General features: G+C 35.1%; 29 protein-coding genes and 1 pseudogene. 5 read left to right on the top strand and 25 right to left on the bottom strand.

Annotated elements, in window-relative coordinates; translation table 11 throughout:
- Positions 1-143: 143 nt before the first annotated feature.
- Entirely contained in the window at positions 144-293 is a 150-nt protein-coding gene (locus tag IGI96_RS11570) for a hypothetical protein (protein WP_005237684.1), read from the top strand.
- 75 nt (positions 294-368) lie between these two features.
- Here IGI96_RS11570 and IGI96_RS11565 read toward each other — a convergent pair whose 3' ends face one another.
- From IGI96_RS11565 to IGI96_RS11530, 8 genes are all read right to left on the bottom strand, one after another.
- Positions 369-572 (bottom strand): hypothetical protein, encoded by a 204-nt coding sequence (locus tag IGI96_RS11565; RefSeq protein WP_005225249.1) that lies wholly within the window; start codon positions 570-572, stop codon positions 369-371.
- 836 nt (positions 573-1408) lie between these two features.
- Positions 1409-2479, bottom strand: a complete 1071-nt coding sequence (locus tag IGI96_RS11560; RefSeq protein WP_438785168.1) for a chromate transporter — start codon at positions 2477-2479, stop codon at positions 1409-1411.
- A 404-nt stretch (positions 2480-2883) separates the two neighbouring features.
- Complete coding sequence (locus IGI96_RS11555) at positions 2884-3519, bottom strand: GGDEF domain-containing protein (RefSeq protein ID WP_438785167.1); 636 nt, start codon at positions 3517-3519, stop codon at positions 2884-2886.
- 550 nt (positions 3520-4069) lie between these two features.
- Entirely contained in the window at positions 4070-4426 is a 357-nt protein-coding gene (locus IGI96_RS11550; protein WP_260668128.1) for a hypothetical protein, read from the bottom strand.
- Between the two features lie 120 nt (positions 4427-4546).
- The gene (locus tag IGI96_RS11545) at positions 4547-6214 is read right to left on the bottom strand and encodes an FAD-dependent oxidoreductase (protein ID WP_142967844.1); all 1668 of its coding nucleotides are present in this window, start codon (positions 6212-6214) and stop codon (positions 4547-4549) included.
- A 17-nt stretch (positions 6215-6231) separates the two neighbouring features.
- Positions 6232-7311 (bottom strand): ACR3 family arsenite efflux transporter, encoded by a 1080-nt coding sequence (arsB, locus tag IGI96_RS11540; protein ID WP_142967845.1) that lies wholly within the window; start codon positions 7309-7311, stop codon positions 6232-6234.
- Between the two features lie 13 nt (positions 7312-7324).
- A complete protein-coding gene (locus tag IGI96_RS11535) occupies positions 7325-7639 on the bottom strand; it encodes an ArsR/SmtB family transcription factor (RefSeq protein ID WP_142967846.1) in 315 nt (104 codons plus the stop codon).
- 335 nt (positions 7640-7974) lie between these two features.
- Positions 7975-8814 carry a MerR family transcriptional regulator gene (locus IGI96_RS11530; RefSeq protein WP_142967847.1) on the bottom strand — a complete coding sequence of 280 codons (840 nt, stop codon included), beginning with the start codon at positions 8812-8814 and terminating at the stop codon, positions 7975-7977.
- Positions 8815-8892: 78 nt separating this feature from the next.
- Between IGI96_RS11530 and IGI96_RS11525 the strand changes: the two genes are divergently transcribed.
- On the top strand, positions 8893-9747 hold the full coding sequence (locus tag IGI96_RS11525; RefSeq protein ID WP_086339253.1) for an arginase family protein: 855 nt from the start codon (positions 8893-8895) through the stop codon (positions 9745-9747).
- A 149-nt stretch (positions 9748-9896) separates the two neighbouring features.
- On the opposite strand, the pseudogene IGI96_RS11520 reads toward IGI96_RS11525, so the two are convergent.
- The 5 genes and pseudogenes from IGI96_RS11520 to IGI96_RS11500 form a co-directional block, all read right to left on the bottom strand.
- Positions 9897-10079: pseudogene (locus IGI96_RS11520) on the bottom strand (DUF7006 family protein); the annotation flags it as partial.
- 623 nt (positions 10080-10702) lie between these two features.
- Positions 10703-11230, bottom strand: coding sequence for a hypothetical protein (locus IGI96_RS11515; RefSeq protein ID WP_086339252.1), 528 nt, complete (start codon positions 11228-11230; stop codon positions 10703-10705).
- Positions 11231-11245: 15 nt separating this feature from the next.
- Entirely contained in the window at positions 11246-12451 is a 1206-nt protein-coding gene (locus IGI96_RS11510; protein WP_086339251.1) for an ABC transporter permease, read from the bottom strand.
- Complete coding sequence (locus tag IGI96_RS11505; protein ID WP_086339250.1) at positions 12448-13122, bottom strand: ABC transporter ATP-binding protein; 675 nt, start codon at positions 13120-13122, stop codon at positions 12448-12450. The genes IGI96_RS11510 and IGI96_RS11505 overlap by 4 nt, the downstream gene beginning before the upstream one ends.
- Entirely contained in the window at positions 13106-14356 is a 1251-nt protein-coding gene (locus IGI96_RS11500) for an efflux RND transporter periplasmic adaptor subunit (RefSeq protein WP_254907903.1), read from the bottom strand. The genes IGI96_RS11505 and IGI96_RS11500 overlap by 17 nt, the downstream gene beginning before the upstream one ends.
- 215 nt (positions 14357-14571) lie before the next feature.
- Here IGI96_RS11500 and IGI96_RS11495 point away from each other — a divergent pair, with 215 nt between their 5' ends.
- Together IGI96_RS11495 and IGI96_RS11490 are read left to right on the top strand one after the other, a co-directional pair.
- Positions 14572-15717, top strand: coding sequence for a sensor histidine kinase (locus IGI96_RS11495; protein WP_086339249.1), 1146 nt, complete (start codon positions 14572-14574; stop codon positions 15715-15717).
- Between the two features lie 18 nt (positions 15718-15735).
- Positions 15736-16413, top strand: a complete 678-nt coding sequence (locus IGI96_RS11490) for a response regulator transcription factor (protein WP_086338318.1) — start codon at positions 15736-15738, stop codon at positions 16411-16413.
- Positions 16414-16984: 571 nt separating this feature from the next.
- Here the strand turns inward: IGI96_RS11490 and IGI96_RS11485 are convergent.
- Complete coding sequence (locus IGI96_RS11485; protein WP_086338319.1) at positions 16985-17959, bottom strand: NAD(P)H-dependent flavin oxidoreductase; 975 nt, start codon at positions 17957-17959, stop codon at positions 16985-16987.
- A gap of 130 nt (positions 17960-18089) precedes the next feature.
- On the opposite strand from IGI96_RS11485, the gene IGI96_RS11480 reads away from it, so the two are divergent.
- Positions 18090-18650 (top strand): TetR/AcrR family transcriptional regulator, encoded by a 561-nt coding sequence (locus IGI96_RS11480; protein WP_086338320.1) that lies wholly within the window; start codon positions 18090-18092, stop codon positions 18648-18650.
- Positions 18651-19237: 587 nt separating this feature from the next.
- Here IGI96_RS11480 and IGI96_RS11475 read toward each other — a convergent pair.
- The 11 genes from IGI96_RS11475 to IGI96_RS11425 form a co-directional block, all read right to left on the bottom strand.
- Entirely contained in the window at positions 19238-19564 is a 327-nt protein-coding gene (locus IGI96_RS11475; protein WP_086339248.1) for a hypothetical protein, read from the bottom strand.
- Between the two features lie 83 nt (positions 19565-19647).
- Complete coding sequence (locus IGI96_RS11470) at positions 19648-20409, bottom strand: N-6 DNA methylase (protein WP_086339247.1); 762 nt, start codon at positions 20407-20409, stop codon at positions 19648-19650.
- Between the two features lie 60 nt (positions 20410-20469).
- The gene (locus tag IGI96_RS11465) at positions 20470-20622 is read right to left on the bottom strand and encodes a hypothetical protein (protein ID WP_254907902.1); all 153 of its coding nucleotides are present in this window, start codon (positions 20620-20622) and stop codon (positions 20470-20472) included.
- Between the two features lie 141 nt (positions 20623-20763).
- Positions 20764-21090, bottom strand: a complete 327-nt coding sequence (locus IGI96_RS11460; RefSeq protein WP_086339246.1) for a hypothetical protein — start codon at positions 21088-21090, stop codon at positions 20764-20766.
- 514 nt (positions 21091-21604) lie between these two features.
- Entirely contained in the window at positions 21605-22093 is a 489-nt protein-coding gene (gene ssb / locus IGI96_RS11455) for a single-stranded DNA-binding protein (RefSeq protein WP_086339245.1), read from the bottom strand.
- Positions 22094-22123: 30 nt separating this feature from the next.
- Positions 22124-22282, bottom strand: coding sequence for a hypothetical protein (locus IGI96_RS11450; protein ID WP_176324027.1), 159 nt, complete (start codon positions 22280-22282; stop codon positions 22124-22126).
- Complete coding sequence (locus IGI96_RS11445; RefSeq protein ID WP_086339244.1) at positions 22279-22620, bottom strand: hypothetical protein; 342 nt, start codon at positions 22618-22620, stop codon at positions 22279-22281. Before IGI96_RS11445 ends, IGI96_RS11450 begins: the two co-directional genes overlap by 4 nt.
- Before the next feature lie 20 nt (positions 22621-22640).
- Positions 22641-22784: a hypothetical protein gene (locus IGI96_RS11440; protein ID WP_176324026.1), complete on the bottom strand. Its 144-nt coding sequence runs from the start codon at positions 22782-22784 to the stop codon at positions 22641-22643.
- Between the two features lie 29 nt (positions 22785-22813).
- Complete coding sequence (locus tag IGI96_RS11435) at positions 22814-23338, bottom strand: hypothetical protein (RefSeq protein WP_086339243.1); 525 nt, start codon at positions 23336-23338, stop codon at positions 22814-22816.
- Positions 23339-23892: 554 nt separating this feature from the next.
- Positions 23893-25005 carry a hypothetical protein gene (locus IGI96_RS11430; RefSeq protein ID WP_086339242.1) on the bottom strand — a complete coding sequence of 371 codons (1113 nt, stop codon included), beginning with the start codon at positions 25003-25005 and terminating at the stop codon, positions 23893-23895.
- Positions 25006-25026: 21 nt separating this feature from the next.
- Positions 25027-25587 (bottom strand): hypothetical protein, encoded by a 561-nt coding sequence (locus tag IGI96_RS11425; protein WP_086339241.1) that lies wholly within the window; start codon positions 25585-25587, stop codon positions 25027-25029.
- Positions 25588-25590 lie beyond the last annotated feature (3 nt).

Below are 25590 nucleotides of genomic sequence, written 5' to 3'. Positions count from 1 at the left end.
CTTTACATAAAAATATTATTTTTTTATAAACTTATCACTCACTATACACTGTTTTATTTTTTATGTGCTATACTATCTATATAGAATTTCGCTATGAACGTTATCGTTACCTTTCGTCACTATTTGAGAGAGGAGAATGTATTATGACATTCACTAACAAAACAATTGATTATCGTGTTACTTTGGACACTAACTTAAACTTGTTTATTGTTTTTTCTAAAAACGATGAAACCAAAGTGGCAACCGGTACTACAATCGAAAATGCAGTACATGAATTAGAAAAACTAGCATAAGGAGTGAAACTCTCTAATGGCCAAGCTCTTTTCATATTAAAGGCAGCTACTTGTAAGAATGAGTAGCTGTCTTATTCATTTTTTGTGCGCTAATTTGCTAAAAATGATCTCCATTGTTTCAAGTGTATCGATATCCATCTGACACAACCAGAGAAATACCTTCTTTTCCTCCTCCGTCCAAGTAGTTTTTGGATAGGCGGAAAGAAGTTTCAGATATTTTACACGTTGGATACTAGATGACAATAGCCAGTGCTGTTCAAAACTCTCACTTTCTTCCATATCATCCCTCCAAAATGGTATTACCTACAGTTAGACATAGCAAATGCAAGTAACTTTTAACTAAAAAATATCACAAACTAGCAAGCCAATCATCACAGATTAAAAATTGCTTTTTTTATGTTAATAAAGCAGTACATCTATTTATTGTCTCCTATTCTTAGATCCAGCTTCAGCTCGATTTTAAAATAGGGCAAAATCCTATAAATTCTGATCCGTTAAAATCAATATTGTAGAATTCATAATCATTTTTTATCAAGCAATCAATTATTAAAAAACCATTCACATAAGTAATAATTAACTTTTCGAAACCTAAGACTTTAAGGAATATTATTTTATTCTATAGTGGTTTTCCGATAATGCTTCCACATAATATCTTAATAACTTGTAATCTTTTTCATCAATACTTTTTATTATTATTTTATTTCCAAATAACGATCTGTGTGAACTTTTTAAAAGTCTGTGATGTATTTGATTTACAATCAAATACTCTACTTCTTCGTCCTTCAAGTTAGAATCAGTAATCTTTTCTAAATCCCGATGAATATAATTATATTCTAAGTGAGACGCGTCATTAATAACTCGTTTAAATTCTTCTTTCTCAACTTTCAGGAAAATCACGTCCTTCCCTTAATAAAAAACTCAGCGAAAAGAGAGATTAACTAACCACTTCTGCTATTTAAAAATACATATTACGTAATCAAATAAATTTCAATTCAACATCAGATATCTTTACAATAGTATGTTACCCCTTACCCACAAAAAATTCTATTGTTTTTGTACATAAATACCCTAACATTCTTATGCAAAACTCTTATCAATAGATCATCTAATCTAAATCATAAAAATAGACCTAATAGAATTCCCCCTAAGATGAAGAATGCAGAGTTAATTTTGTATTTAAGAATACCTAATAGACTAATAAAAAAAATTAAAATGAAATACCATTCAACAAAGATATTTTGCCCTAATTGGATGGTAACATTAGCCATCAATGCTAATGCTGCCGCATTTATACCAATTAACATTTTGGAAAATGTATTGGATTGTTTAAGCTTGGAAAATAGTGGTGCTAATATAAGAACCAGTAGAAACGATGGTAAAAAAATCCCTACTGTAGCTACCAAAGCACCTGGGATATCGAAAAGTAAATATCCAATAAAAGTTGCTGTAGTAAATACAGGCCCAGGAGTAAATTCGCCTACAGATATGGCATCTATCATTTGAACTTGGGTCAATACTTGTAACTTATCAACAAATTCTGATTGGATAAACGCAAGTAATACATAGCCACTACCATATAAAAGTAAACCTATTTTCAGGAAAGTTAAAAATAAAATTGAGAGACTAAATGGCTCTATGACATAATTTTTAAAATTCCAATCTTTTTTTATTAATAGTAAGAGTATTGCGGCAACTATTAACACAGTGAGTTCCGAAGCACCAAAAACAACCAAAAGCAGAGACAGGCAAAAAACAATAAATGTAGACATATCTTTTATAGCTGTTTTAAAAAGCTTTATTAGAGCTGCTACAATAATTGCTACAATGACAGGCTTTATATACTCCAGAATTGTTTGAACTCTAGGAAGGTCTCCATATAATTTATAAAAGTGCCCTATAATCATTACAATGACCATTGCTGGTAAAATAAATGAAATACCTGCTAAAAATAATCCCCATTTTCCAGCACGCCGATGACCTAATATAATTGCCATCTCTGTAGAGTTTGGACCAGGAATCAAGTTAGTAAATCCTAATAAATCTAGAAACTCTTGCTTAGACATCCATTGCCTTTTATCCACGACTTCTTCTTCCATCATAGCGATATGAGCAGCTGGTCCACCAAAAGCAAAGAACCCAAGTTTTGAGAACACTTTAACAATCTCGATGTATTTATTTTCTTCCATAAGCCCTCCAATAGCATGAGAAATATTAAGTTATGTGCATGATTTGTTATATCAATGACCGGTTTCAGTTTATTAGATCTTTACTTTCCAATAAATAGTTTAGAAAAGGACGCAAAGAGAAAAATAGAACTTTCTCTTTGCGTCCTTTGATGAAACCTTCTGAAAAATGATAAATATATTATCATTACAGTAGATTTACTCACCTATAAATATAAAAGCAACATATAAAAAGAAGACTTCCCCAATCTGCTTTCCCCGCTACTCTTTTAATGAGACACACTAGAAAATTTTAGAACAATTATTTATATATAGCAAGTAAAATGCCCTTGTTAAACAATACTATTTTAAATTAACCGTCCAAGAGATCTTGATCAAGCCAAAATCATGTTTAATTGCATAATAAATCAAGAATAAACAACAACTGTGTTTCTACCTCTTTTTTTTGCAGCATACAGCGCTTGATCAGCCTGATTGATGAGTTCATATACATCTAAAGAAGAATCATACTTAGAAATGCCAGCAGAAAAATAAAGAGTAATCTTTCTTTCCCCTCCAATACTCAACTTATTTTTTAATAAGAATGCCTGAAATCTTAATATAGTCTTTTGAACAGACTTTAATGTACTATCTTTGAAAATAACTAAAAACTCTTCGCCTCCATATCTATAAACCTCTACTTGATCTTGGTGTGCTTCACTAAGAAAAGTTGTTATTTTTTTTGAAAAGAATATTAAAGCACGATTTCCTGTAATGTGTCCATAGTGATCATTAATTCTTTTAAAATGATCTAAATCCATCATAACAAAAATAAGCTTTTCCTTTTCAACATCTGTCATAATATCTACGTCTTCATTTAAGCTTCTAAGATTTTTAACTTTCGTCAATTCATCGTAGTTTCTCTCAATAAGTTTTCTATTTATATCTTTTAAGAATTGTTTTTGAGTACTTAGATAGTATTGCCAAGAAATACAAATAATTATAGACCCTATAAACAAAGATAGATATTCCCCAAAAGTAAGTTTATATTCAAAAAAGAGCATAGAATTCAATCCAGCCATCATTAGAGTAATTAAAACAAAAAATATATAAAACGGTATCTGTATTTTATATTTATAAAAGCTTTTTTAATTACGAAACTAGAAGTGAATGCCAGTATACTTAGAACTAGAATACTAAGTAATGTCTTGATATCAATAATACTTATTACTGATAGTCCGATAAACACCACCATTAACGCCAATAAAAGAAAATAATTTTTCATTTTGAATGAGTTAAAGTATAAGATAAATAAAGGTAATGTATATTCATAATAAACATACCCCACATTATTTATAGAAAAAGTTATGATAAAATACATTTGCGATACAAATAATATTAAACCAATAATTATTTTAAAAGAATATCGTAAATGGAGTTTCTTAAAATTTTTTACAAATAAATCATAGGAAATAAGTAAGCTAATTACTATAATTGAATACAATATTACATAAAGCAAATGTAAAAGTCCCATAGACATTTCTCCATTTCTTTTTTACTGTATACCAAGATTATAAGTATGAGATTTTACCTTTTCATTCCAACTATATAAATTTATTTTGCATATCTTTTTGCTTCTCTTATTTTATCTAGAATAAAACTTGTTTGACTATAATCAGTTAGTTCACGTATTACTTTTTTCACCGTACGATCAACAGCGCAAATACCAAACATATCAGAATAGAAGTCAGTTATTGATTTGATTGGACTAAACAATTTTTCTAATAATTTAGTTTTTTTTGAGTAATTCATTTCTAAGTACCCTTTGTCTACTAGCCGATCAATAACTAAATAAGCTGTATTCAGCTTAAATTCTGGGTATTTTTTTACAAAGTTCCGTTTTGTTATCCCTCCCTCGCATTCATATAATGAAATCAAAACTCGGTATTCAATTTTAGTTAAATCTACCATCTTCAATTTCACCTCTAGTGGTACATAATATATAAAAAAATGAAGCTTGAAAAAAATACAAATGTTACATCAAACCTCAAAATAAATTTCTTCCTAATTATTCCAATATTTAGAATTCTATCATGATTTTTGTATCGTTTCACTAACTTCTTGATAGTTTTTATTTCCTCCGGATAAATTATAAACTTGTTTAAATCCTTTGTTCAGTAAAATATTTTGTGCTGCATTTCCAGTAACGCCTTTATTACAATAAGTTACGGTCACACATTCTTTATCCAATTCCTCATATCGATCTCTTAACTCAGCTAAAGGTATGTGAATTGCTCCCTCAACTTTCGAAGTTTCAAACTGTTTTCTTGATCTGGTATCAATAATTTGTAATTTTTCGCCGCTATCAATTCTTCTCAATAGCTCTATAGGGGTCATTAACGGGGTATCATTATTTATATCGTTGTTCAAAGCCATCCCAGTATAATGAATGGGATCTTTTGTTGTAGAAAAAGGTGGAGCATATGCTAAATCCAAGTGAAATAAATCTTCAGCAGCTGCGCCAAATGAAATAGCAGTAGCAAGCACATCGATCCGCTTATCTACCCCATCATAACCTATGATTTGAGCCCCAAGTATCTTCCCATTTTCTTTATTTGCGATTGCTTTGATCACCATTTCTTTACCATTCATATAGTCCGGCTTATTAGGTTTAATATTATATAAAGTAGTAATAGCTATATTATTTGCTAAAGCATCTTTTTCTGTGAGACCAGTTTGAGCAATTGTTAAATCAAAGAATCGTAAAATACCAGTTCCTAAGATTCCCTTGTGTCGTAGATTGCCACCTGTAATAACATCTCCTGCGATCCTTCCCATTTTATTGGCTGTTGAAGCTAAAGGTCGATAAATTGGTCGCCTAGTTATGCGATCAAAACTTTCTGCAACATCACCTACAGCATAAACATTTGGAAAATTGGTTTCTAACTTATCGTTTACTTCTATAGCTCCGGTAATTCCTAATTTAATTCCCATGGATTTTGCTAATGCGGTGTTCGGCTTTACTCCGGTAGCTAATACAAAAATATCTGCCGAAAAGATAGTTCCTTTAGCCGTTTCAATAGACTTTAGACTACCATCACCGTTAACTTTTCTGACGGTTTCTTCAGGGAAAAAGGCAATGTTTTTCCTTTTCATTTCATTAATGATTCTTGAAGACATGTCCCAGTCTAAATGGGACATGGGATATTTACTTCGTTGAAGTAACGAGACCTCAAGACCTAGTCTCTGCAACTGCTCGGCCATTTCTAAACCAATATATCCAGCACCAATGACAACTGCTTTTTTTGGCTCGTTTTCATCTACAAACTTCTTGATACTTTTCCCACTCGAAATGTTTTTCACCTGAAAAACATTCTCAAAATGTCTATTAACAAATATTTCTGGGGTATTATAAACCGATCCTGTGGCCAACACTAAAACATCAAAATTATTGGTAAATGATTTTTTTGTAATTAGATTGATTCCGTGCACCAATTTTTTATCATAGTCAACCTGAGTTATTTCATGAGAGGTATGAATATCTACGTCGTACCTTTTTTTAAACCATTCAGCATTACGAGGCGTCAGTTCATCAAAGTTTTCCACTTCTCCCCCCACTGCATATGGAATCCCACAAACTGCGTAAGACACATCCATATCTTTATCATACAAAACAATCTCTGCATCTTCCGTATTTCTTCTTGCTTTTGCAGCGACACTTGTTCCAGCAGCGACAGATCCAACAATGATGATTTTCATTTCTCCACACCTATCCTTTATACGTTCTTGATTTCACTCAAAGATTCCGGATTTATGAACCAGTCTTTTGTTTTATTAGAAACCTTAACTAAAAGTAACATAACTGGCACTTCCACAAGTACGCCTACGACTGTTGCTAAAGTTGCTCCCGACTGTAATCCAAAAAGTGATATTGATACCGCTACTGCCAACTCAAAAAAGTTACTTGCTCCTATCATTCCAGCTGGAGAAGCAATATTATGTGGCAACTTCCAAAATCTTGACCAACTATAAGCAATTGTAAATATTAAAATCGTTTGAATCGTTAAAGGAATTGCAATCAATAAAATATGCAATGGATTGGAAATAATTCTTTCACCTTGGAAGGAGAAAATAATGATCAGAGTTAGTAATAAACCAATAATCGTCACTGAATCAAATTTCTTCAAGAAGACATTTTCAAAATAGATTAAACCTCTTTTTTTTATGATCAACACTCGAGTAATGAAGCCTAAAAACAGTGGAACAACTACAAATAGAACAGTTGACAGTAATAAAGTGGCTAAAGGGACACTTACATTATCAACGCCTAGCAAAAAAGCAACAATAGGTGCAAATAATACTAGGATAATTAAATCGTTGATTGCGACTTGAACCAAAGTATAGGCAGAGTCACCTTTTGTTAGGTAGCTCCACACAAAAACCATCGCTGTACATGGTGCTGCTCCTAGAATAACTGCACCAGCGACGTATTCTTTTGCTAGTTCTATTGGAATCAATTGTTGGAAAATCACATAAAAAAAGAGTGCTGAAATGCCATACATCGTAAACGGTTTAATAAGCCAATTAGTAACGCACGTGATAACTAATCCCTTAGGTTTTTTAGCAGCACGAACAATACTGGTAAAATCAATTTTTAACATCATAGGATAAATCATCAACCATATCAAAATAGCCGTTGGAATTGAGACCTGAAAATACTCAAATTGACTTAATGTATCAGGAATAGCTGGAGCAAACTGTCCAATCAATACTCCGATTATCATACACAAGATTACCCATAGAGTTAAATACTTTTCAAAAAAGTCTAACCCTTCAGCTTTACCTTTTGATTTCATTTTTACTTTCCTCCTACTTAGATCCTTCTTTTACTTTGCATACACAGTTGTCTTCATTATTTACAAGTAATTGTTGAATAGATTCCATAAATTCTACAACAAATTCTTCCCTCAATGAATAATGGTGCCATTGCCCTTTTTTATTTACACAAACGACACCCGCTTTTTCAAGTACTTTCATATGATGAGAAAGTGTAGGCTGCGTAAAATCAAAATATTCAAGTAAATCACATGCACACAAACTACCGCAAGAAAGCACATCTACTATTTTCATACGATTTGGATCCGCTAGAGATTTTAATACTAATGAAAGAGATTCATAATTCATTCTTTCGATCCTCCTTATATAGATGGTTGTCTATATATAATATAGACAACCATCTATATAAGGTCAAGTTGTTTACTCATAATTTCTAAGTAAAAAGGAATTAATAGCATAGTTATTGCTCTTACTATAGGTTAATTTAGCATAGAAAAAGTGTCCAATAATATCCAATCTTGAACGATTTTATAATATATAGCAATCAAAGAGAGCTCATAAACTCTTAAGTTTCTGACCCATCAAATAATTGTCCTAATACTTATAAAAATGATTTTTAGCTGAGTAATTAGTAAGACGATCAAATTTGTCTTACAAAACAGACTATCTAGAAAATACATTCTCTAAATACTCTTTAATATTTGTATTTGAAGTTCCGTAACAAAATTCTCTTCATCTGAACTATTAAAATGATTCGCCATAGAAACCTCATAGACCATTGGGTTTCCTTTGTAACCAAGACTTTCATATGCTTCTTTAAGAGTAAGATAACTCTTCAAATAGTTCTCCAAATTCCAGCTAAATTTCACACATAAGTATTCTCCCCCAACTAATTCGTCTGTCATCGCGTATAGGTTGAAATTTTTTATCGGATAAACATTGATAAAAAGAGAGCTGTATTCTATTTCATCTAGTGAAGAATAGTCTCCTAGAACATATGAGCAATTATACTGATATGATTTTGGAATCAAATTGTTCCTTCTAAGTAGAGAATAAAGCTCTGAAAAATAAAGATCTGGTTGAGTCAAAGGAGTAATTTTTTCATTGCACATATATTTTATTATTGTTCTATTTTCAATTGTTCTTCGATACACCTTTCCCTCAGGTTTACTTAGTAGTACGTTTTGGAAACTAAGTTCCTTCCTTTGATTTTCAATCAACCCTTTTATATGGCCCAACTCATTCATTTGACTTTGTATTTCTTTTTCTTGTTTTTTCAAAAACGAACAGAAATATTCAGGTGACAAAGACATTGCATTTTTAATATCATCAATAGACATGTTTAATTTTCTCAAATACTTGATTATCTCTAAATAGAATAATTGTCGAACAGAATAGTACCTATAGTTGTTTTCTTTGTTAATATATTCTGGCTTAAATAGGTTAATTTGATCATAATACCTTAAAGTTCGAATAGAGATATTACTCAGTTTTGAAATTTTTCCAATCGATAAATATTCCAAACATACACCTCTCCCTTGACTCTCTAGTTACGTTAGAGTTTATCCTAATAGTATCTTAACATAAAGGAGAAAATATTTATGACGAAAACATTGAGACTACTGGCTGCTGATTGGCAAGCTGGAAATAAACCAGAATATTATTTCGGCGCAGAACTTTTATCGTGGTTAGCCCCCCAAAATAACAATCAAAAGGAAGTTAGGCTTCCAATTGCGCATCCTGATACTACAAATTTATTGAAAGAAAATGGTGTAGTCGCGCAAAAAGTAGTGAAAGAGAATGTTCAAATCTCAAAGAGAGTTCTCGAAGAAGAGCAACCTGAAAAAATCATTACATTAGGAGGATCTTGTTTAGTATCTCAGGCTCCTTTTGATTATCTGAAAGGTAAGTATAAAGATGAATTAGGAGTCATCTGGATTGATGCGCATCCAGATATATCAAATCCTACAATATTTCACAATGAACATGCAATGGTTCTAGGCAATCTATTAGGTATGGGGGATCCCGAACTTTCACAAATAGTAGAAAACCCACTATCCTCAGATTCTATTCTGTACGTAGGCTTGCAAGAACCTAGCTTTGATGAAAAGGATATATTAGCTGATTTAAAAATCAATTATACGATCCAACAAGATAAGCATCTGAATTATCCTGAAATTCAGGAATGGATCAACCAAAATAAGTTCAAAAAAATTGCAATCCACTTTGACCTAGATGTTTTAGATCCTACTTTATTCAGATCGGTCTATTTTGCGGAACCTGGGAAAGACAACTTTCCATCTGGCGCAGGAAATATGTCTATATCGGTCGTTACATCCATTTTAACGAACTTGTTTGAGAATAATGAAATCGTTGGTTTGACTATAGCAGAATATTTACCTTGGGATGCGATAAAACTGAAGGAACTAATGAATAAACTGAAAATATTTACCTAATAAATTTCTATAAATAATAATGTGTGTAACAGTTCTTCAAAGTGATCAGAAACTTTTTAAGTTTCTGACCCTACAGTAAATTATTCGACATGCATAAACGGTATAGCTAACTTAACAACCCTTTTTTCTTTTCGCTAAGAAAAGATATATCAATTAATAGCGGAGGCATCATTGAAGATCATCAAGTGTTTGCTCTCCATGCTCAAATCATACCCGCATAACTCCTTGAAATATGTGCGATAATCTGTTTCAGCTATGCGAACGACCTCTTTACTAGAAAAGTTCTCAAAATGGACTAATTCTTTGACTAGGGACAATTTAACATCAGTTTTTAAGTTTTCAGGCCACCGCTACCAAAAGGTTTCTCGCGTTAGGTCTTCCAATAAAGTATCCAATCGCTGAACTTGTGTTACCATGTAGACTTCTAGTTTTTTGTGTCTCTTTTGGTTCCTTTAGATACTTGAGTGACTCCTTTTAATAATCCTTTCGCGTAGTGAATATAGACATGTTTTTTTCTACGTGCTCCTTTACATTGATCAGATTTATTCAACTTCTTTATCCATATCTTTCGTCAATATTTTTCTTTATTAGAAAAGAATGTACAGGGGAAAATGCAACAATCGCTATCACAAATATAGTTTAGTTTGTTTGATAACCAACATTCATATGAAATTGTGTAACACATAGTACATTTTAAACTTTTGTTTTTGGCATATAATCAATTCCGTACTTCTTGATACTTCAGCCATTAGATTTTTATAATAAAGATTTTTGAAATAAGATTTACTATTTTTGACACAGAAAAATCCCAATACAGTAGAGTAGTGTTTTCCAAACTCAAGCATCCCCTTTACGCGTGTTAATTTTTAAATATATCTATAAGTAGTTTTAGAAGTATATTTTACGTTCCCGGTTAGCGATTTCGATTATATTAGCAAATTATCTGTACTTATATCTAGTTAATCTGCATGACAATTACTTTGGTCGCGATAAAGGTATCACCAACTTGTTGGCCATATATATTTGCAGATCTTTCAAGTTGTAAATCAGCACGAGATCCTTCCACTATTCGAGAATTCTGAGATTGTGCATCATAAATAATCACTTTTATTTCAGTCTCAGTAGTAATCACAAAGGAAAATTTTTCTTCAGAGGATTCTGCCATATCATAGACTTCACCGTCTTCTCCTTTAATTTGGGACGTATTCGTCAATTCCATTTCAAAGCGCTCACCATCTATACTAACGAGTGTTCCCGTTTTGTCGGCTTGATCCAGTTCTGCATTTGTCTTTTCTTCATCTGTTTGATCCGCAGTATCTTGATCATTATTCCCACTTTGACTATCTTCCGTTTGATTCTGAGGCGTATTAATTTGAGTGTTAAGGGGTACGTTGTCGTTGCTCGTCTGTTTGTCATTCGCAATGACTCCACAGCCACTGAGTAACGCTGCAAACAAAACAATTACTATTTTTCTTTTTTTCATAGAAACACCTTCCTTTTATTCATAGCGTAATGCTTCGATCGGTTTTAATTTCGACGCCTTATAGGCTGGTAAGTAGCCAAAAATTGTACCAATCAACATCGAAAATGACACACTGATCAAAATCGATAACAATGAGATCGTCATAGGATAATTTAACAGATTCAAAGCGATCAGACTGATGAGCATGCCCACAAAGATCCCAATCAATCCACCAATCACCGATAAAACGATCGCTTCCGTTAAAAATTGCTGCAAAATCACTTTACGTTTCGCACCTAAGGCTTTCTTCAAACCGATCTCTCTGGTACGCTCTGTCACACTGACCAGCATCGTATTCATCACCCCGATCCCACCGACGAGTAAGGAAATGCTGGCAATTCCCCCCAGTAAAATCATATTCGATCGATTGATATCATCAGTCATTTTCTTGACTTCATCATAGTTGCGAATAGAAAAAACAAAATCCGAAGGCGGAATATGCTTGGTTAATTCATGGCTGGCTTGTAAGACCGCTGATTCTAAGTCTTCAGCATTTGACGCCTGAAAAAGCACTATTGGCTTTTGATTAAGTTTTCCTTCAGCTATACTTTGACTGCCTCGAGGGATGAAGACATATTTCCCTGATAATTGATCCGTGTCAGAAACGGCTACGCCAACGATGCGAAATGGTGTGCCATTGATTTCGATCAATTGATTTACAGGATTTTGATACTTGAAAAAAACTTCTGCGAGGTCAGATGTGATTACGGCAACTTGTTTTTGTGAACGCAGTTCGGTTCCGGTCATTGCTCTCCCTGCAAGGATCGTATGCGGTAATATCTCAAAGAAACTACTGTCCATGCCTAGCACTATCGTGTCTGTTTTTTGATCTCTTTGATATACAGTCATATTGGCTTCATGGAATAAGCTGACATTCTTCGCATGCGCAATGGTCAGTAGATGTTGCAGATCTCCTTCTGATAGTTGAGGGGCGTAATCAGGCAAACGATCATTTCTACCGCTTTCGCCCGCTAAAAAAGCACTTCTAGCGTCATATTCGATCCGCATCGAGTTAGTATCACCACCAATCAGCTGCTTTTTCATGTTTTCAGTATTTCCATTGATGATGCTCACAATGGAAATGATGGAGGCAATTCCGACAATGATTCCTAGCATCGTCAAGAGTGAACGCAAACGATGCTGGTAGATTGATTGGATGGCTAAGCGGATATGTTCAATCATTTTTCTCCCTCCTCGTCAATTTCCCCATCTTTTATAACGATTTGGCGTTTTGCATAGTCCGCGACCTCTTGTTCGTGAGTGATTAAAACAACTGTTTTTCCCAGATGATTCAGCTTCGAAAATAGTGCCATAATTTCATGACTATTGGCAGTATCTAAGGATCCCGTTGGCTCATCCGCTAAAATCAAATTTGCCTCTCCTGCTAATGCCCGAGCGATCGCCACTCGTTGTTTTTGTCCCCCAGACAACTGATTGATCCTAAAATCGATCCGATCACTCAACCCGACACTTTCCAATGCATAAATGGCTCGTTTTGTTCGTTCTTCCTGACTGACACCGGCATACAAAAGCGGTAAGGCAGCATTTTGTAAAACAGATAGTTTCGGCAGCAGTTCAAAATTTTGAAACACGAAGCCGATTTTTTGATTGCGGATCATAGAGAGATCATCTTCCTCCATCTGACTGGTGTTCTTGCCATCAAGCAAGTAGCTGCCCATTGTCGGTGTATCCAAACAGCCAATAATATTCATTAAAGTAGACTTGCCTGATCCTGATCGTCCCATGATGGAAACAAATTCGCCATGATCAATCGTTAGGTTGATCTTCTTCAAGACTTGAAGTTCTCCAGCTCCTTGTTTGAAATTTTTGTAAACATCAATCAACTGGATCATTTGATCTCACATCCATTCCTTCTTTGATACCGTTTCTTGGAAAAACAAGCTCCAGTTGCATATCCAGTTTACTTTCTAACAAATACATGGTTTCATCTGTTTCATCTTCGCCAATCTCTACTTTCATCTTTTTAATTCTCTGATTATCAATAACATATATGAACGAACTTCCGTCTTCATCTAACACAAATGATTTTGGTAGTTTGACTTCCTTTTTATCTTCTTCAATCAGTTCCACAAAACAATGAATACCAATGCTAGGCGGCTCTTCACTTTCATCTAAAACAACTTCAAAATGAAATTGCGACAAATTGGGATTTGCGCCTTGTTCTTCAACCACTACGGAAGGCTCTTTCATATCCCCAACTCGGGTGATCTTTCCAGTCCATCGCTGACTACCGCCATTACGGTCTCTAAGTTCAACCTTTTGACCAGGCTCAAGTTGATTGCGGCGAAATTCATCCACAGTTCCTTTTAAAAAAAGCCGACTGGTATCAACAATTGTCATGAAAGGATTTTCTGGAACTGATTCACCAGAACTCATGTTCATTTGTCGTTCATCCACATCTTTAATGATTCCGTCAATATCAGCATTCACGACATCTGAGCCATGCTGCTCTTTGACTGAACGTAGTTCTAATTCTGCCCGTTCCAGCTCTAATTCGGCATCGCCAATGCTGCTTTCCAAATTTTGCGCTTCCAGCAACAATTGACTTTGCTGCATTTCCAAGTCGGTCTTGCGTTCTTCTAGCGCTTCTTTGTCCTCTTCTTCGGCACCGGCGAGTTTTTGTTTATTCTCCTCCAACTGATTGGTTACCTTATTGTATTGCTCCCATTTTTGGTTGGTTTGTCGCCTTGCTTGTTCCAAAGCTCTCGTACGATTGGCCGTTATCTGTTCTGCTTCTTTAATGGCTAAGGCTCCCTCAGGGTTGGAATAAACAAAAAGGGCTTGTCCTGCTTTGACTTGATCCCCTGCCTCTACTTTTCTTTCGACGACTGCGCCTCTCTTGCTATCTACTTTTACTTCAACAGTTTTTGCTGGCTCAATGGACCCTACTAATTGAAAATCATTTTTTGGCTGTAAATCTTGTAAAGATATGCGAGTGATAACAGGCTCCTCGTGGCGATTAGACGCCCAAGTACCTGTCCACCCTAAACTACCAATGATCAGTAGAACACTAATGATCAGAATGCTCCTTTTTGATTTTTTTATGTGTTTTCTCAAATATTTCACCTTCCTGATTGATTAATTGTTTGACCATCTTTATTTAATCATTAAATCAGGCAGCGTTTAAAACGATTCTCTTAAGATAATCTGAAGATTCCTTAAGAATATCAACTTGGTAATCAATACCCTTCTTTCATATAAAGAATTCTTAAGAGTTAAAACCTATTTGTATCCTTACCTCTTTGCTATAATTAAGAATATTTCATTGAAAGGAGCTTTTTATGAATATCAAACGATCGGCATTTGTTTTTTCTTTGTTTGCCCTCTGTTTATTCGTAGCAGCCTTATGGCTATTGAAAGAAACCAGAATCGTCCAAACGGTTAGAGATAATCTTGTATCAAACCTTGTCATACAAGAAGTTGTTGAAACGGATAAAGGTGAGGGCACTAGGGTTTTAGGTACAATTTTTGATTTAAAACCCCTCAAGCAACTGTTTTTAGCATCCTCCCTATTTCTTGTTTTTACCGTTTCCTTAATCTGCTATTTTATCTATCGCTATTATTCAAAGAAAAAAATTGCAAAGATTGCCGAAAGAATCCCGCTCTTTTTCTCTCAATCTGCGGAATGTTCGACTGGTAGCCTGTCCATTGACCATGAATTATTAAGAATAAAAGATACAATGAACCGCAATGAAGCTCTTTTAAAGGAAGAAACACAGCGCACCAAAGACTTGATCACCTATTTGGCTCATGACTTGAAGACTCCCTTAGCCTCAGTGATTGGCTATCTCAATCTATTGTTGGATACGAAAAACTTGACCAATGAACAAATGACGCAATCCTTGACGATTGCTTTAGAAAAGTCTGAGCGTTTGGAAACGCTGATGAATGAATTTTTCGACATCACCCGTTTTAATCTGCAAGACATCCAATTGTATCAACGGGAACTTGATTTCGTCTTCTTACTGAAGCAAATCCAAGAAGAATTCTATCCGCTGCTGAAAGAAAAAGAACAAGTCATCTGCTACACTGGACCAGAGAGCTTGAAATTAGAAGCCGATAGTGAACAGTTGGCGCGAGTGTTAAACAATCTGTTAAAAAATGCCATTGCCTATGCACCTGATCAAACCACGATCACAATGCAGCTAATCGTAGACGAACAAGCAGCCACTTTCATCCTAGCGAATCAAAGTGAGCCGATCGAACAAGAACAATTGGAGGCATTATTTGAAAAATTTTATCGTCTGGATCAAGCTCGTTCAACCAAGACAGGTGGAGCAGGTCTCGGATTGGCGATCGCCAAAGAAATTATTTTGGCGCATCAGGGAACGATCCGAGCTGCTAGCAAGAACAATGAGATTCAAATGATCGTCACATTACCTTTAGCGACAAATCAACATGAAAAAACGAGAAAGTCAGTTAATTGAAAAGGAAGGTCAATACGAGTGGAAAAGATACTTTTAGTTGAAGATGAAAAAGAAATTTCAGATTTGATTGCCTTTTATTTACGAAACGAAAATTTTTCTGTCATCACTTGTGCAGATGGGCATGAAGCTCAGGTACAGATCGAGCAAAACAGCTTTTCTTTGGCGATTCTTGATGTCATGCTGCCAGATATCACAGGCTTTGACCTTTGTAAAATCATCCGCAAGAAGCATCATTACCCAATTATTATGTTGACAGCTAAATCTGAGGAGATCGATAAGATCACTGGTTTGACAATTGGTGCCGATGATTATATCACGAAGCCCTTTCGTCCGTTGGAAGTGATCGCTCGAGTGAAAGCTCAGATACGCCGCTCGACCCAATACAACGGCTCAGATCAAAACAAATTGATCGTGAGAGAGTTGGAATTAGATGTCAATAAGCGAAAATGTTTCTTGCAAGAAGAAGAACTTTCCCTGACGCCCATCGAATTTTCCATTTTAAAATTATTGATGGAGCGAAAAGGCCAAGTGGTAAGCTCTGAGGAAATGTTTCAAGAGGTTTGGGGCGAAAAATATTACACGTCTTCCAATAATACTATCATGGTCCACGTTCGAAACCTTCGGGAAAAAATGCACGATACCCACAAGAAGTCCTCTTATATCAAAACGGTTTGGGGAATCGGCTATAAAATGTGATATAAATTTATTTTTAGGTTCTATGCTTTATGGCTCCTTGATATTTCTGATTAACTAATTGACCGCAATCGCTCCTGCGATCACATTTCCTAAAATCAGAATAACTACAAACAACATCGCAGATCCCCCCCTTTCTCGTAACACTCAACTATATTGAAAAGATCACCGTTTCTAATGAGTAAAAATATCCCAAAGAAGTAAAATGTCTAAATTAAAACAGGATCAAAAACTATTAAGTTTCTGACCACATACAATATTTGTCCTAATACTCATAAATCTAAATTTTAATTGAACAATGATTTAGTTACGAGTTTATGAACACAAAAATAGAGTAATACATATAAATTACGGTAATTAAAAAGAGTGTACAGAAATAAGGGCTCTTCGACATTTGATCCTAATCACATGATTTGAAAAAAACGCCAAGCAAAACCTATTCACTAGTTTTTGCTTGGCGTTTTATTTGTTGTCAACTCAATTTCTGTGTATAAGGAAAAGCAAAGTTCATTGCAATAAAACTATTACCTGATTTTTCTTTTTTGTTATTAGTTTATCTAACAAAAAAACAACATCAGCTATTCATTATTCCCTGCATAAATTGATCTACAATTGTTTTAACAGGATTAATTTGATGGATCATTGAAATTCCTAGACCGACTGATGCAAACCCTTTTTCTAGATTTCCAAAAAGCATTCCATCTCTCATTCCATTTCCCCCTCCAGAAGCCTGAAGAATAGCTTCTCGGCTTTCTCCTGCTTCATCCATTGCAACTAATTTATAAGGAAGCAACCCAGGTAAAGAGCGATAATAAGCTGGAACAGTCCGATACAATAACATATCAGTTGCATTCGACGATATTAATTGATGTTTTATATTATCAGCTAATGGAGATTCTTTTGATGCTAGAAATGCGGTTCCAGAAAAAATACCATCCGCTCCTAATGCTAGCGCTGCTTTTGCCGTTCGAGCATCTGTAATCCCTCCGGCTGCTAATACAGGCACTCTTCCCTTCACTACATCAACTATTAAAGGTACTATTGAAAACGTGCCAATAACTTGATCTGGAACTGTCCCACCCTCGTCGAAACCTGTTGCTACGATTACATCAGCACCACCTTCTATTGCTACATTAGTGTCCTCAACAGTTGGAGCCCCACGATAAACAATTTTAATACCATTTGCTTTAAACTTTTGCGTCCATTCTTTTGAAAATTGCCCCACCATAACAGCAACTTCAACACCTTCTTCAACCATCATTTCAAGCATAGGTTGCGTATACATATCAAATCCTTCAACCATTGGAACAACATTAATTCCGATTGGGTTATTCGTAATACTTTTGGCAATTCGTACTTCCTTTCGCATATTTTCAATCGTTTTATCAATCGTGGTTGCGGCTTCTGTTTGACCAGCATTTATCCCCAATACTCCTAAAGCTCCAGTCTTACTTATTGCACCAACAAATTCACCATTTGTCAGCCAACTCATAGGACCCTGGATAATCGGTTTTTTTATTCCTAAAACTTCCGTAACGCTTTTTACCATAGTTGACACCTCTTTATCATTCATTTATATTTAAGTTACATCTGTCTCTTAAATTTCACAAGAGTCAAATTGACGAAAAATGTCATTTATGTGACATAATAGTTAGTAATGTCACCGAACAAGGAGAAAAATGAAACAAGATAAACGGTTTGCTAGAAGCGAACGCATAATTAGAGAGGCATTTTTGGAATTACTAGAAACTAAATCTTACGCGGAAATCAAGGTTACTGAGATTTGTCAGCTAGCAGATTGTTCACGCAATGCATTTTATTTACATTATGAAACAAAAGAACATTTATTAAGCAGTATTGTCCGTGAAATCACTGATAATATCCAGCAAAGTTGCCAGCCCGTTGTCAAATCTCTAAACAAAATTGGTGAAAATGAGTCCAGAAAGTATACTGATCAAATACTTCAAGCAATTGACAGAAATAAAAAAGTTGTCAGTATTCTTTTGAAACAAAACCAGATGAACTTTTTAAGATGCCTTAGTCATACCATGGTTGAATCAATGATAGAACATACCAAACCATTCAACGTTAGTCCTAATATTCCCTTAGTTGTCTATTTTTCTAGTGGAATATGTGGATTTATTGACTTTTGGTTGACAACCGATTTATCTTTGGAAGAAGCACAAGATATACTCCATCATACGGTCTTTAATCAATCCAAAAAAGAGTATTATAAATAAGAAACTTCATGGAAGCAATCTTCAAGTCTCTATCATGATCCTATAATTTCATAAGAAACCCCTCAAAAATAGAGCGGCACTAATCCTAAAAGTGAGAAGTAAGTAAAAACACTTTATAAATAGGCCATTTTATTTTTTGTATAGTAATATGTTTAAAAAATTTAAATGAACGAACTTATCTCTATACAATTAAGAATCTGAATCACAATTCTTTAAAGAAAGAGCAAGTCTTACTAATCAAGTACATGAAAAAAAGTGTCCAGAACAAAGATTTTCTAGGCATTCTATTTTTAAAATCAGTAAGAAACTTATACCCTTATTTTGACTTGATTTTTCATTGTAAATACAAATTGGTAATGACACCAAATAATTAGAATAATTTTTTCCATTTAAAAAGAAAATTAATAAATCTATTGTCATTTTTCGTTTTAAATGGTATAGATTTTATATCGATAAATGGCATAAGTGGATATTATACGAGTATAACTGCTATTTAAGTTTTCTAATTGATTTTTTAATTCGCTTACTTGCTCGAAAATCTCCTTCAGAGATTTTCTTCTTTTTGCATTCAAAATAACTCCTCCTTCCTAGTACCAGTTACTTTCAAAGTCTTCAGAATCTTTAACAAGAAAAGACATCTTATCTACAATCTGTTGCTGAGAAACGCTTCTAATGTACTCTAAGCCCTGCTCTTGTCGTTCTTTCCTTTCTTGCTCCTCCAACTCACCTATTTGCTTCCTCCGCTGTTGTTGCTGTTTATAATCTTTTCTGTTTGGAAACACGCTCCCTTCAGCGTTTTTAACAATTTTCAACAAGTTCTTTCTATCCTGGTCGGACAAAGATTCTCCATTCTCTAATTTGTCGATCGCTAGATACATTTCTTCATAATCAATGTCAAAAATCTTTAGTTTCATCTTGATTTCCTCCAGTTTGATTTAATTTAGATTTTGGCAAAGAATAAGGAAGCCTTGCGCCCTTCTTCTTTCCGTAAAATCAATTAAAACAAGGCGAGTTGTTCAGCACATTCAGGAATGACCCAAACGTCTGGTTCCTTTTTTTGTATTCTTTTTGGTGCAGTTGCTGGCTCCTGCTTCTTCCTCGTGATCCAAGCGGGATTTATAATGTGAAACGGTGTGTACCAAGTAGAGGTTTCCTCACCCGACATGGAATTTTTCACTTTGCATACGGCGTTGATCCCACATAATGAAAGCTGAACATAAGCCATCAGCAAGCAATTTTCGTCAATATCTTCACACTGCACTCTTAGCTGTGTTTGGTAATTATAGCCACCGCTTTCCATTGCGACCGCAAAAGCAAGAATCATGCTACCAGCACCTACACATGGCTCATAGTAGCCAATCCATCCCTTTTCCTCTAATAACGGCTCATTGTTGGTAAAAGTCATTCTAGCCATCAATTCTGCGATATGAGAAGGAGTAAAAAATTGACCTGCATTTTTACTGTTTATGTTTAATTCCATGTAAATTGCACCTAGCCAATCTTGCACTTTGTATTCAAACGCCATTCTAAGCAATCCTAAGCAGTCCGTAAGCAGAAAAGCTTCTTCCCTCGTATATTTGACAACAGTCGCTAAATAGGCGGCTTCTCGCTCCTCGTACTGACCTTTATCCACACTGTTTGAAAAAGCATAAGCCATCATATGCACCCAATCGAAGAAAACGGTAGAGATATTTTGTTTTCCTGCTAGACTCTGTAATTTCGTAGTGATCATTTTTCGATAGTTTCGCTTGTCTTTCATGTTTTCCTCCAATAATTTCAGTTGGTTTTACACTCTTTTTCCTGCGTATCAGAAAATAAATTAATCAAATGGCAAATCTAATCCTAAATATTCGGCTTCTTTAAACCATTCTTCATGTAATTCTAGATTCTCGCACGACATCGTTTCCCAATTTCTTAGATAGGCGGTTTTTGTTTGGTACTTTGCGACATTACCGATTGCGACTATATACAAAAATCGGTACCTCTTACCGTTTCGATACCACCCTCGGTCATACTTTTTATCATAGTAAGTTAACTCTTCAGCCATCTGTATCACGTCTCCTTTTTAGAAATATCAGTCAACCGCCGAAGCGGTTGACAATTTTTTGTCCTCTTACAAGCTGTTATCAATCGCGATTTTTCCCACTTCGTTGTACGAAACATCGATTAATTGGAAAAGATTAGAATCGTCTTCAAAACCAAAACTAACAATGAATTCAGTGAATTCTCCTCTTTTACTTTCAAATTCCTTGTATTGGTCACTTCCTTCCAACGCACCAGTCATACTGATAAAAAATGTCTGATAACCGATTGGATTTGTTACTATCGTTGTGACTGAACCCCCAAACAATGCTTGAGCAAAGCCGTGTGCCTTCTTCACCTCTTTTTTGAAGCTTGGTAGTGCCGTAACAATCATTGCGTTATTTGTGATAAATTCCATTTGAAATCTCCTCCATTTTTTGTTTTTTGTCTTTACAAATCCATTTGAGTTAAGCGATTTGTGGGTGGCGAAAAGTTTTGATTTTAAGAAATGTCATTGGGCATTTGTTTTTATTTCTCCTTTCTTCGTTGTTGATCTCGGACATTCGAGCATAGCTGATAGCGGTTTGGCGTGCTTAGAACTTACACCGGTGATAGGCAGAAAAAAAGGGAATGCTGTAGAAAAAAGTTTTGTGATCTTTGCAAAAGTTTTTTCGCCCCTTTTTTTCTGACTGGCGCTGGTGTATAAGCGAACTAGCCAACCCGATAGCAGCATGATCGATGGTCGAAACAACGAACAGGAGTGAAACAAATGCCCAACGCCCTGATATTTCTTCAAATCTAACCAAGATTCCGGTACGGAATCTTTCCACCTGCGGATCTCATTGCTTTAGCAAGGAGGTTCCGCTTCTCTTGTTCCTTCATTTTTTATGTACTAGGTCAACCGCCGAAGCGGCTGACCTCCTTGTTCTGCTTTAAAATGGCAAATCATCATCTGAAACGTCTAACGTGGCTCCTACTGGTGCGACTGCTGGCATGTCGCTATCACTTGGGAAACCGGATGTTAATGGCTCGTTGTAATTCTGACGATTGGCTTGCTGAGTGGGTTGACTTGCTTGTGTGCTTTGTCGTTGTTCGCTTGTTGCCTTAGATTCCAACAATTGAAAATTCTCTGCTACAACTTCAGTTACATAAACACGCTGTCCTTGTTGGTTGTCATAAGAACGTGTTTGGATTCGTCCGGTCACTCCTAGTAATGTTCCCTTGCGAGCATAATTAGCAAGTGTTTCCGCTGGCTTTCTCCAAATCACACACTGAACGAAGTCTGCTTCACGCTCTCCGGCTTGGTTGGTAAAGTTTCGATTGATGGCAAGGGTAAACGTCGCTACCCCTGTACCGTTAGCTGTGTAGCGCAATTCTGGGTCTTTCGTTAAGCGTCCTACTAAAGTTATATTGTTGATCATAATTATTTCCTCTTTTCATCTACTTTATTTTTAGTCATCTTCTGGGTGTTCTTCTTGCATTTTTTGTAACAATTCTAAAAATAGTTCTTCGTCTTCAGCCGAACCCTCGGCGTGGATTGGTAACCCACGCCCAAGGTTTTGACTTTCAGACCTTCCTTCTTGATTTGTTGGCGTATATTTAGCTGTCAAAGTTCATATTCACCTCTTAGTTTTTTTGCACAAGGTGCGCAAACGTACCCAACGCCCCAAGCACCGCTTGGGTATTCGTTTAACATGTAGCGACATTCTTCACACTCACCGTAATAAGTCGCTTCACTCTCAAAATCGATCGATTGTTTTAAGCGTGCCAAGTTGATTTCAATCGTTCTGAGCCGTTTCATACCATATTCATCTTCACGATACACGTCGCAATAGGCTACTGGTAACTCGATATCGTTGATTCCGATAATGTCCTCCTGTAAAATTTCTTCTTCCTGAAAGACAAATGAAGTTTTAAATTTATATTTTTTACCGTCATTGATTTTCATTTTTCTTTTGTACGAAAGGGTTATGAAACCCTTTCGTATACCTCCTTTTCCTTGTCTTGGTGCTGTTCTTTGTGTAAGTCCTTCAATGATTCGATTGCCTGCTTGATTCCCTCTAATTCGGTCAACGTATATTTTTCGCCCAACTCTATCCAATTAATTGGCATTTCAATCATTCCTTTCCTGATTCTTTGGCTTAGAGTTCCCCAAAATGTCCGATCGTTTCGAGGAAAACAAGGGCATGGGCTAAATCGTAAACACTGTTTAACGTATGTCTTCGGTAACGAATATCACTAGACCGGTCTTTCATCATCAATGAAATTGATTTGTCTTTGAAAAAGGCAACGGCTCTCATCGTTTCAGTTTCAAATATTTGTTCACCATCGTATGTGTCTAACTGCTCTAACTGTTGATAAATAGTTTCTGCTTGCGCATATCTCGCTTGAATCGCTTGCTCTATAACATCATCATCATAATCGCAAAACACGTACGTATTACAGCCTTCTAAAATCTCACCTTGTACTTTTTCGTCATAGCGAATGCTCCCCCACCGTTTTTGGATTTCGTGACGAACTTTTTCAGTTTCAAGCGTTAAATCATGTAATTTTACTTTGATAGAAGTGCTACCGTAGCCCACCATTTCAACCCGAATGCGTACCTTTTTCGTATCAATTCCTTGCTCTCTCAAACTCTTTTTGATATTTACTGCGGTAATTTCCATGTGAATCTCTCCTTATTGGTCGGTTTTTGTTCCTGACAAGTTCATTTCAGTTAAGCGATTTGTGGGTGGTGAAAAAATTTGATTGTATTGACTGTCTGCAACGATTTGTTTAGAATTCTCCTTTCTTTGTTGGTTGATATCGATCATTTCGAGCTGAAGCTGATAGCGGGTTGGCGTGCTTAGCCCTTACACCTGTAGCAGGTAGAAAAAAAGGGAGTGCTGTAGGAAAAAGTTTTGTGTTCTTTGCAAAAGTTTTTCCGCCCCTTCTTTTTCTGAATGCGGAAGGTGTATAAGCACTCTCGCCAAACCGATAGCAGCTGCTCGATAGGCGCGAAACCAAGAAACAGGAATGAAACAAATCCGTTGCGCTCTGACAGTCAATACAATCTAAAAAAGATTCCGGCATCGGAATCTTACGCCCTGCGGAAATCATTGCTTGTCAATGAGGTTCCGCTTCTCTTATTACTTGTACTTTGTTTTGATTCTTTTGACCTTATTTGGAGAAAAGTATTTTTACCGTTTTTAATGAACAAAAAAACAGCCTATTCAGCTGTTTAATTGCCATTTATTTTGTTAACGATCACTTTAATTTGATTCTTTATTTTAGAGAACTTTTTATTTTCCAATAGCTCTTGAGAATACCCTTCACATTTTTTTAGGTCTTTCTTGGTCTGTTTCAAGTCCATTGAGATATTTTGGTTGTCTTGCTTTTCTTGGGCCAATAAATCATTAAGTCGAGCATTGTCATTTTTTAACTTTTCAATGTCACCTAACACATGTTCAGCCTCTTTAATATTATTATTCAATTCTGTTAATTCATTTATTTTTTCTTGTATGGATAATTCCATTTTATTGCACTTGCTTTGCTGTTCTTCGATATCTGATTTCAATTGAGATAGCTGTTCTTCGTACTTGTTCATTTCCATGTACCTTTCTTTCCATATGGGAGTTAGATATTCTGCAGTTCCAAGAAATTTACCATAAGCGATAAAGTTAGTGGATGTATAAAGATAACTGTATTTTTTATATAATGATTCAAACTCCGTTTCTGACATAATTTTACTTTTATCATTTTTTGTCAGATATTTTTCTTTATAGTTCAAACCTTCTACCACATCTTTGGGTACAGGTACTTCAAATATTTGGATCCCTTTTCCTTCTAAGTCATCTACCTTGGTCTTTTCAATTCGATTGGTTCGTGATATTTCAACAGCAAGACATCCATTCCATTTGTAATAGTAACTATAAGGAAAAGTTTTTTCCAATGTATACAATATTTCAATAATTCGTTCATTGTTTTCAGATATCTTCACTCTGTATTCTGGATAACATTTTTTTACGCTGACTGATATAGCATCGTTGTTTCCTTGCTGAATTGTAAATTCTTTCAAATCAGCAAAAATCGATTTAAACAGTACATGCGCTATTGTAAAATTCTTCCCTTCACCAGAAGTCTGAGGAGTTGTTCCAGAATCTTTATAGTAGGAATAGAAAGGTAAGTACTTACCTGCTTTGGGGAATACAGGCTTCGCTATTTTTTTATTTGGTGAATCAAATATTTCTGCTAATTCTTTTTTTACAGAAATTTTCCTATCAAATTTTAGTTTAAGACCCTTATAGGCGTTAATCGGCTTTCCTTTGTAATAAGCATAAAATTTCTGAACCATATAATTATCCTTTTTTATTCATTATATCATGATTCTATACTTAATAACTTTGTATATCTGATCAATTAAATCAAAATTTTCATCATAGTATTCGCGATACCCTACAACATTAACTATGGATTGTGTATTCGTAAGATTTTTTTGAATTATCGGTAATATACTTTCAGTGGATTGATTGATAATCAGGATCAACTTGAATGCAAGACATTCATTTCTCAGAAAATCTAGTAATTTTCTTCGATTGGTCTCTTCAGTTATTGTTATGAATATAAGCTGATAATCCCATTTTTTTAGTGTGTGGATAATTTTAGTCGTCATATGATTGATTAGATCAAGAGGTGAAGAAGCGCTATTCTCAAATATTTTCGAATTTGTTATTTCATATACACACTCCTCTTCAGATTTGCTAAATAATAAAATATTCTTTATTGTTGTTTGAAAGTGTTCACGATCTTGCGTATTAAACTCAATAATATTTTGTTCATATAGACAAGGTACTCTACTAATCCGTTCTATTCTTCTCAATGTTCCTTGTATGATTGTCCCATCTTCCGAAAAATTTACATACTTAGTTTGAATCATTTA

The organism is Enterococcus sp. DIV0421, from assembly GCF_051713745.1.
In the GTDB taxonomy this organism is placed as follows: domain Bacteria; phylum Bacillota; class Bacilli; order Lactobacillales; family Enterococcaceae; genus Enterococcus_D; species Enterococcus_D casseliflavus.
This window is presented reverse-complemented; position numbering and strand designations above follow the sequence as displayed.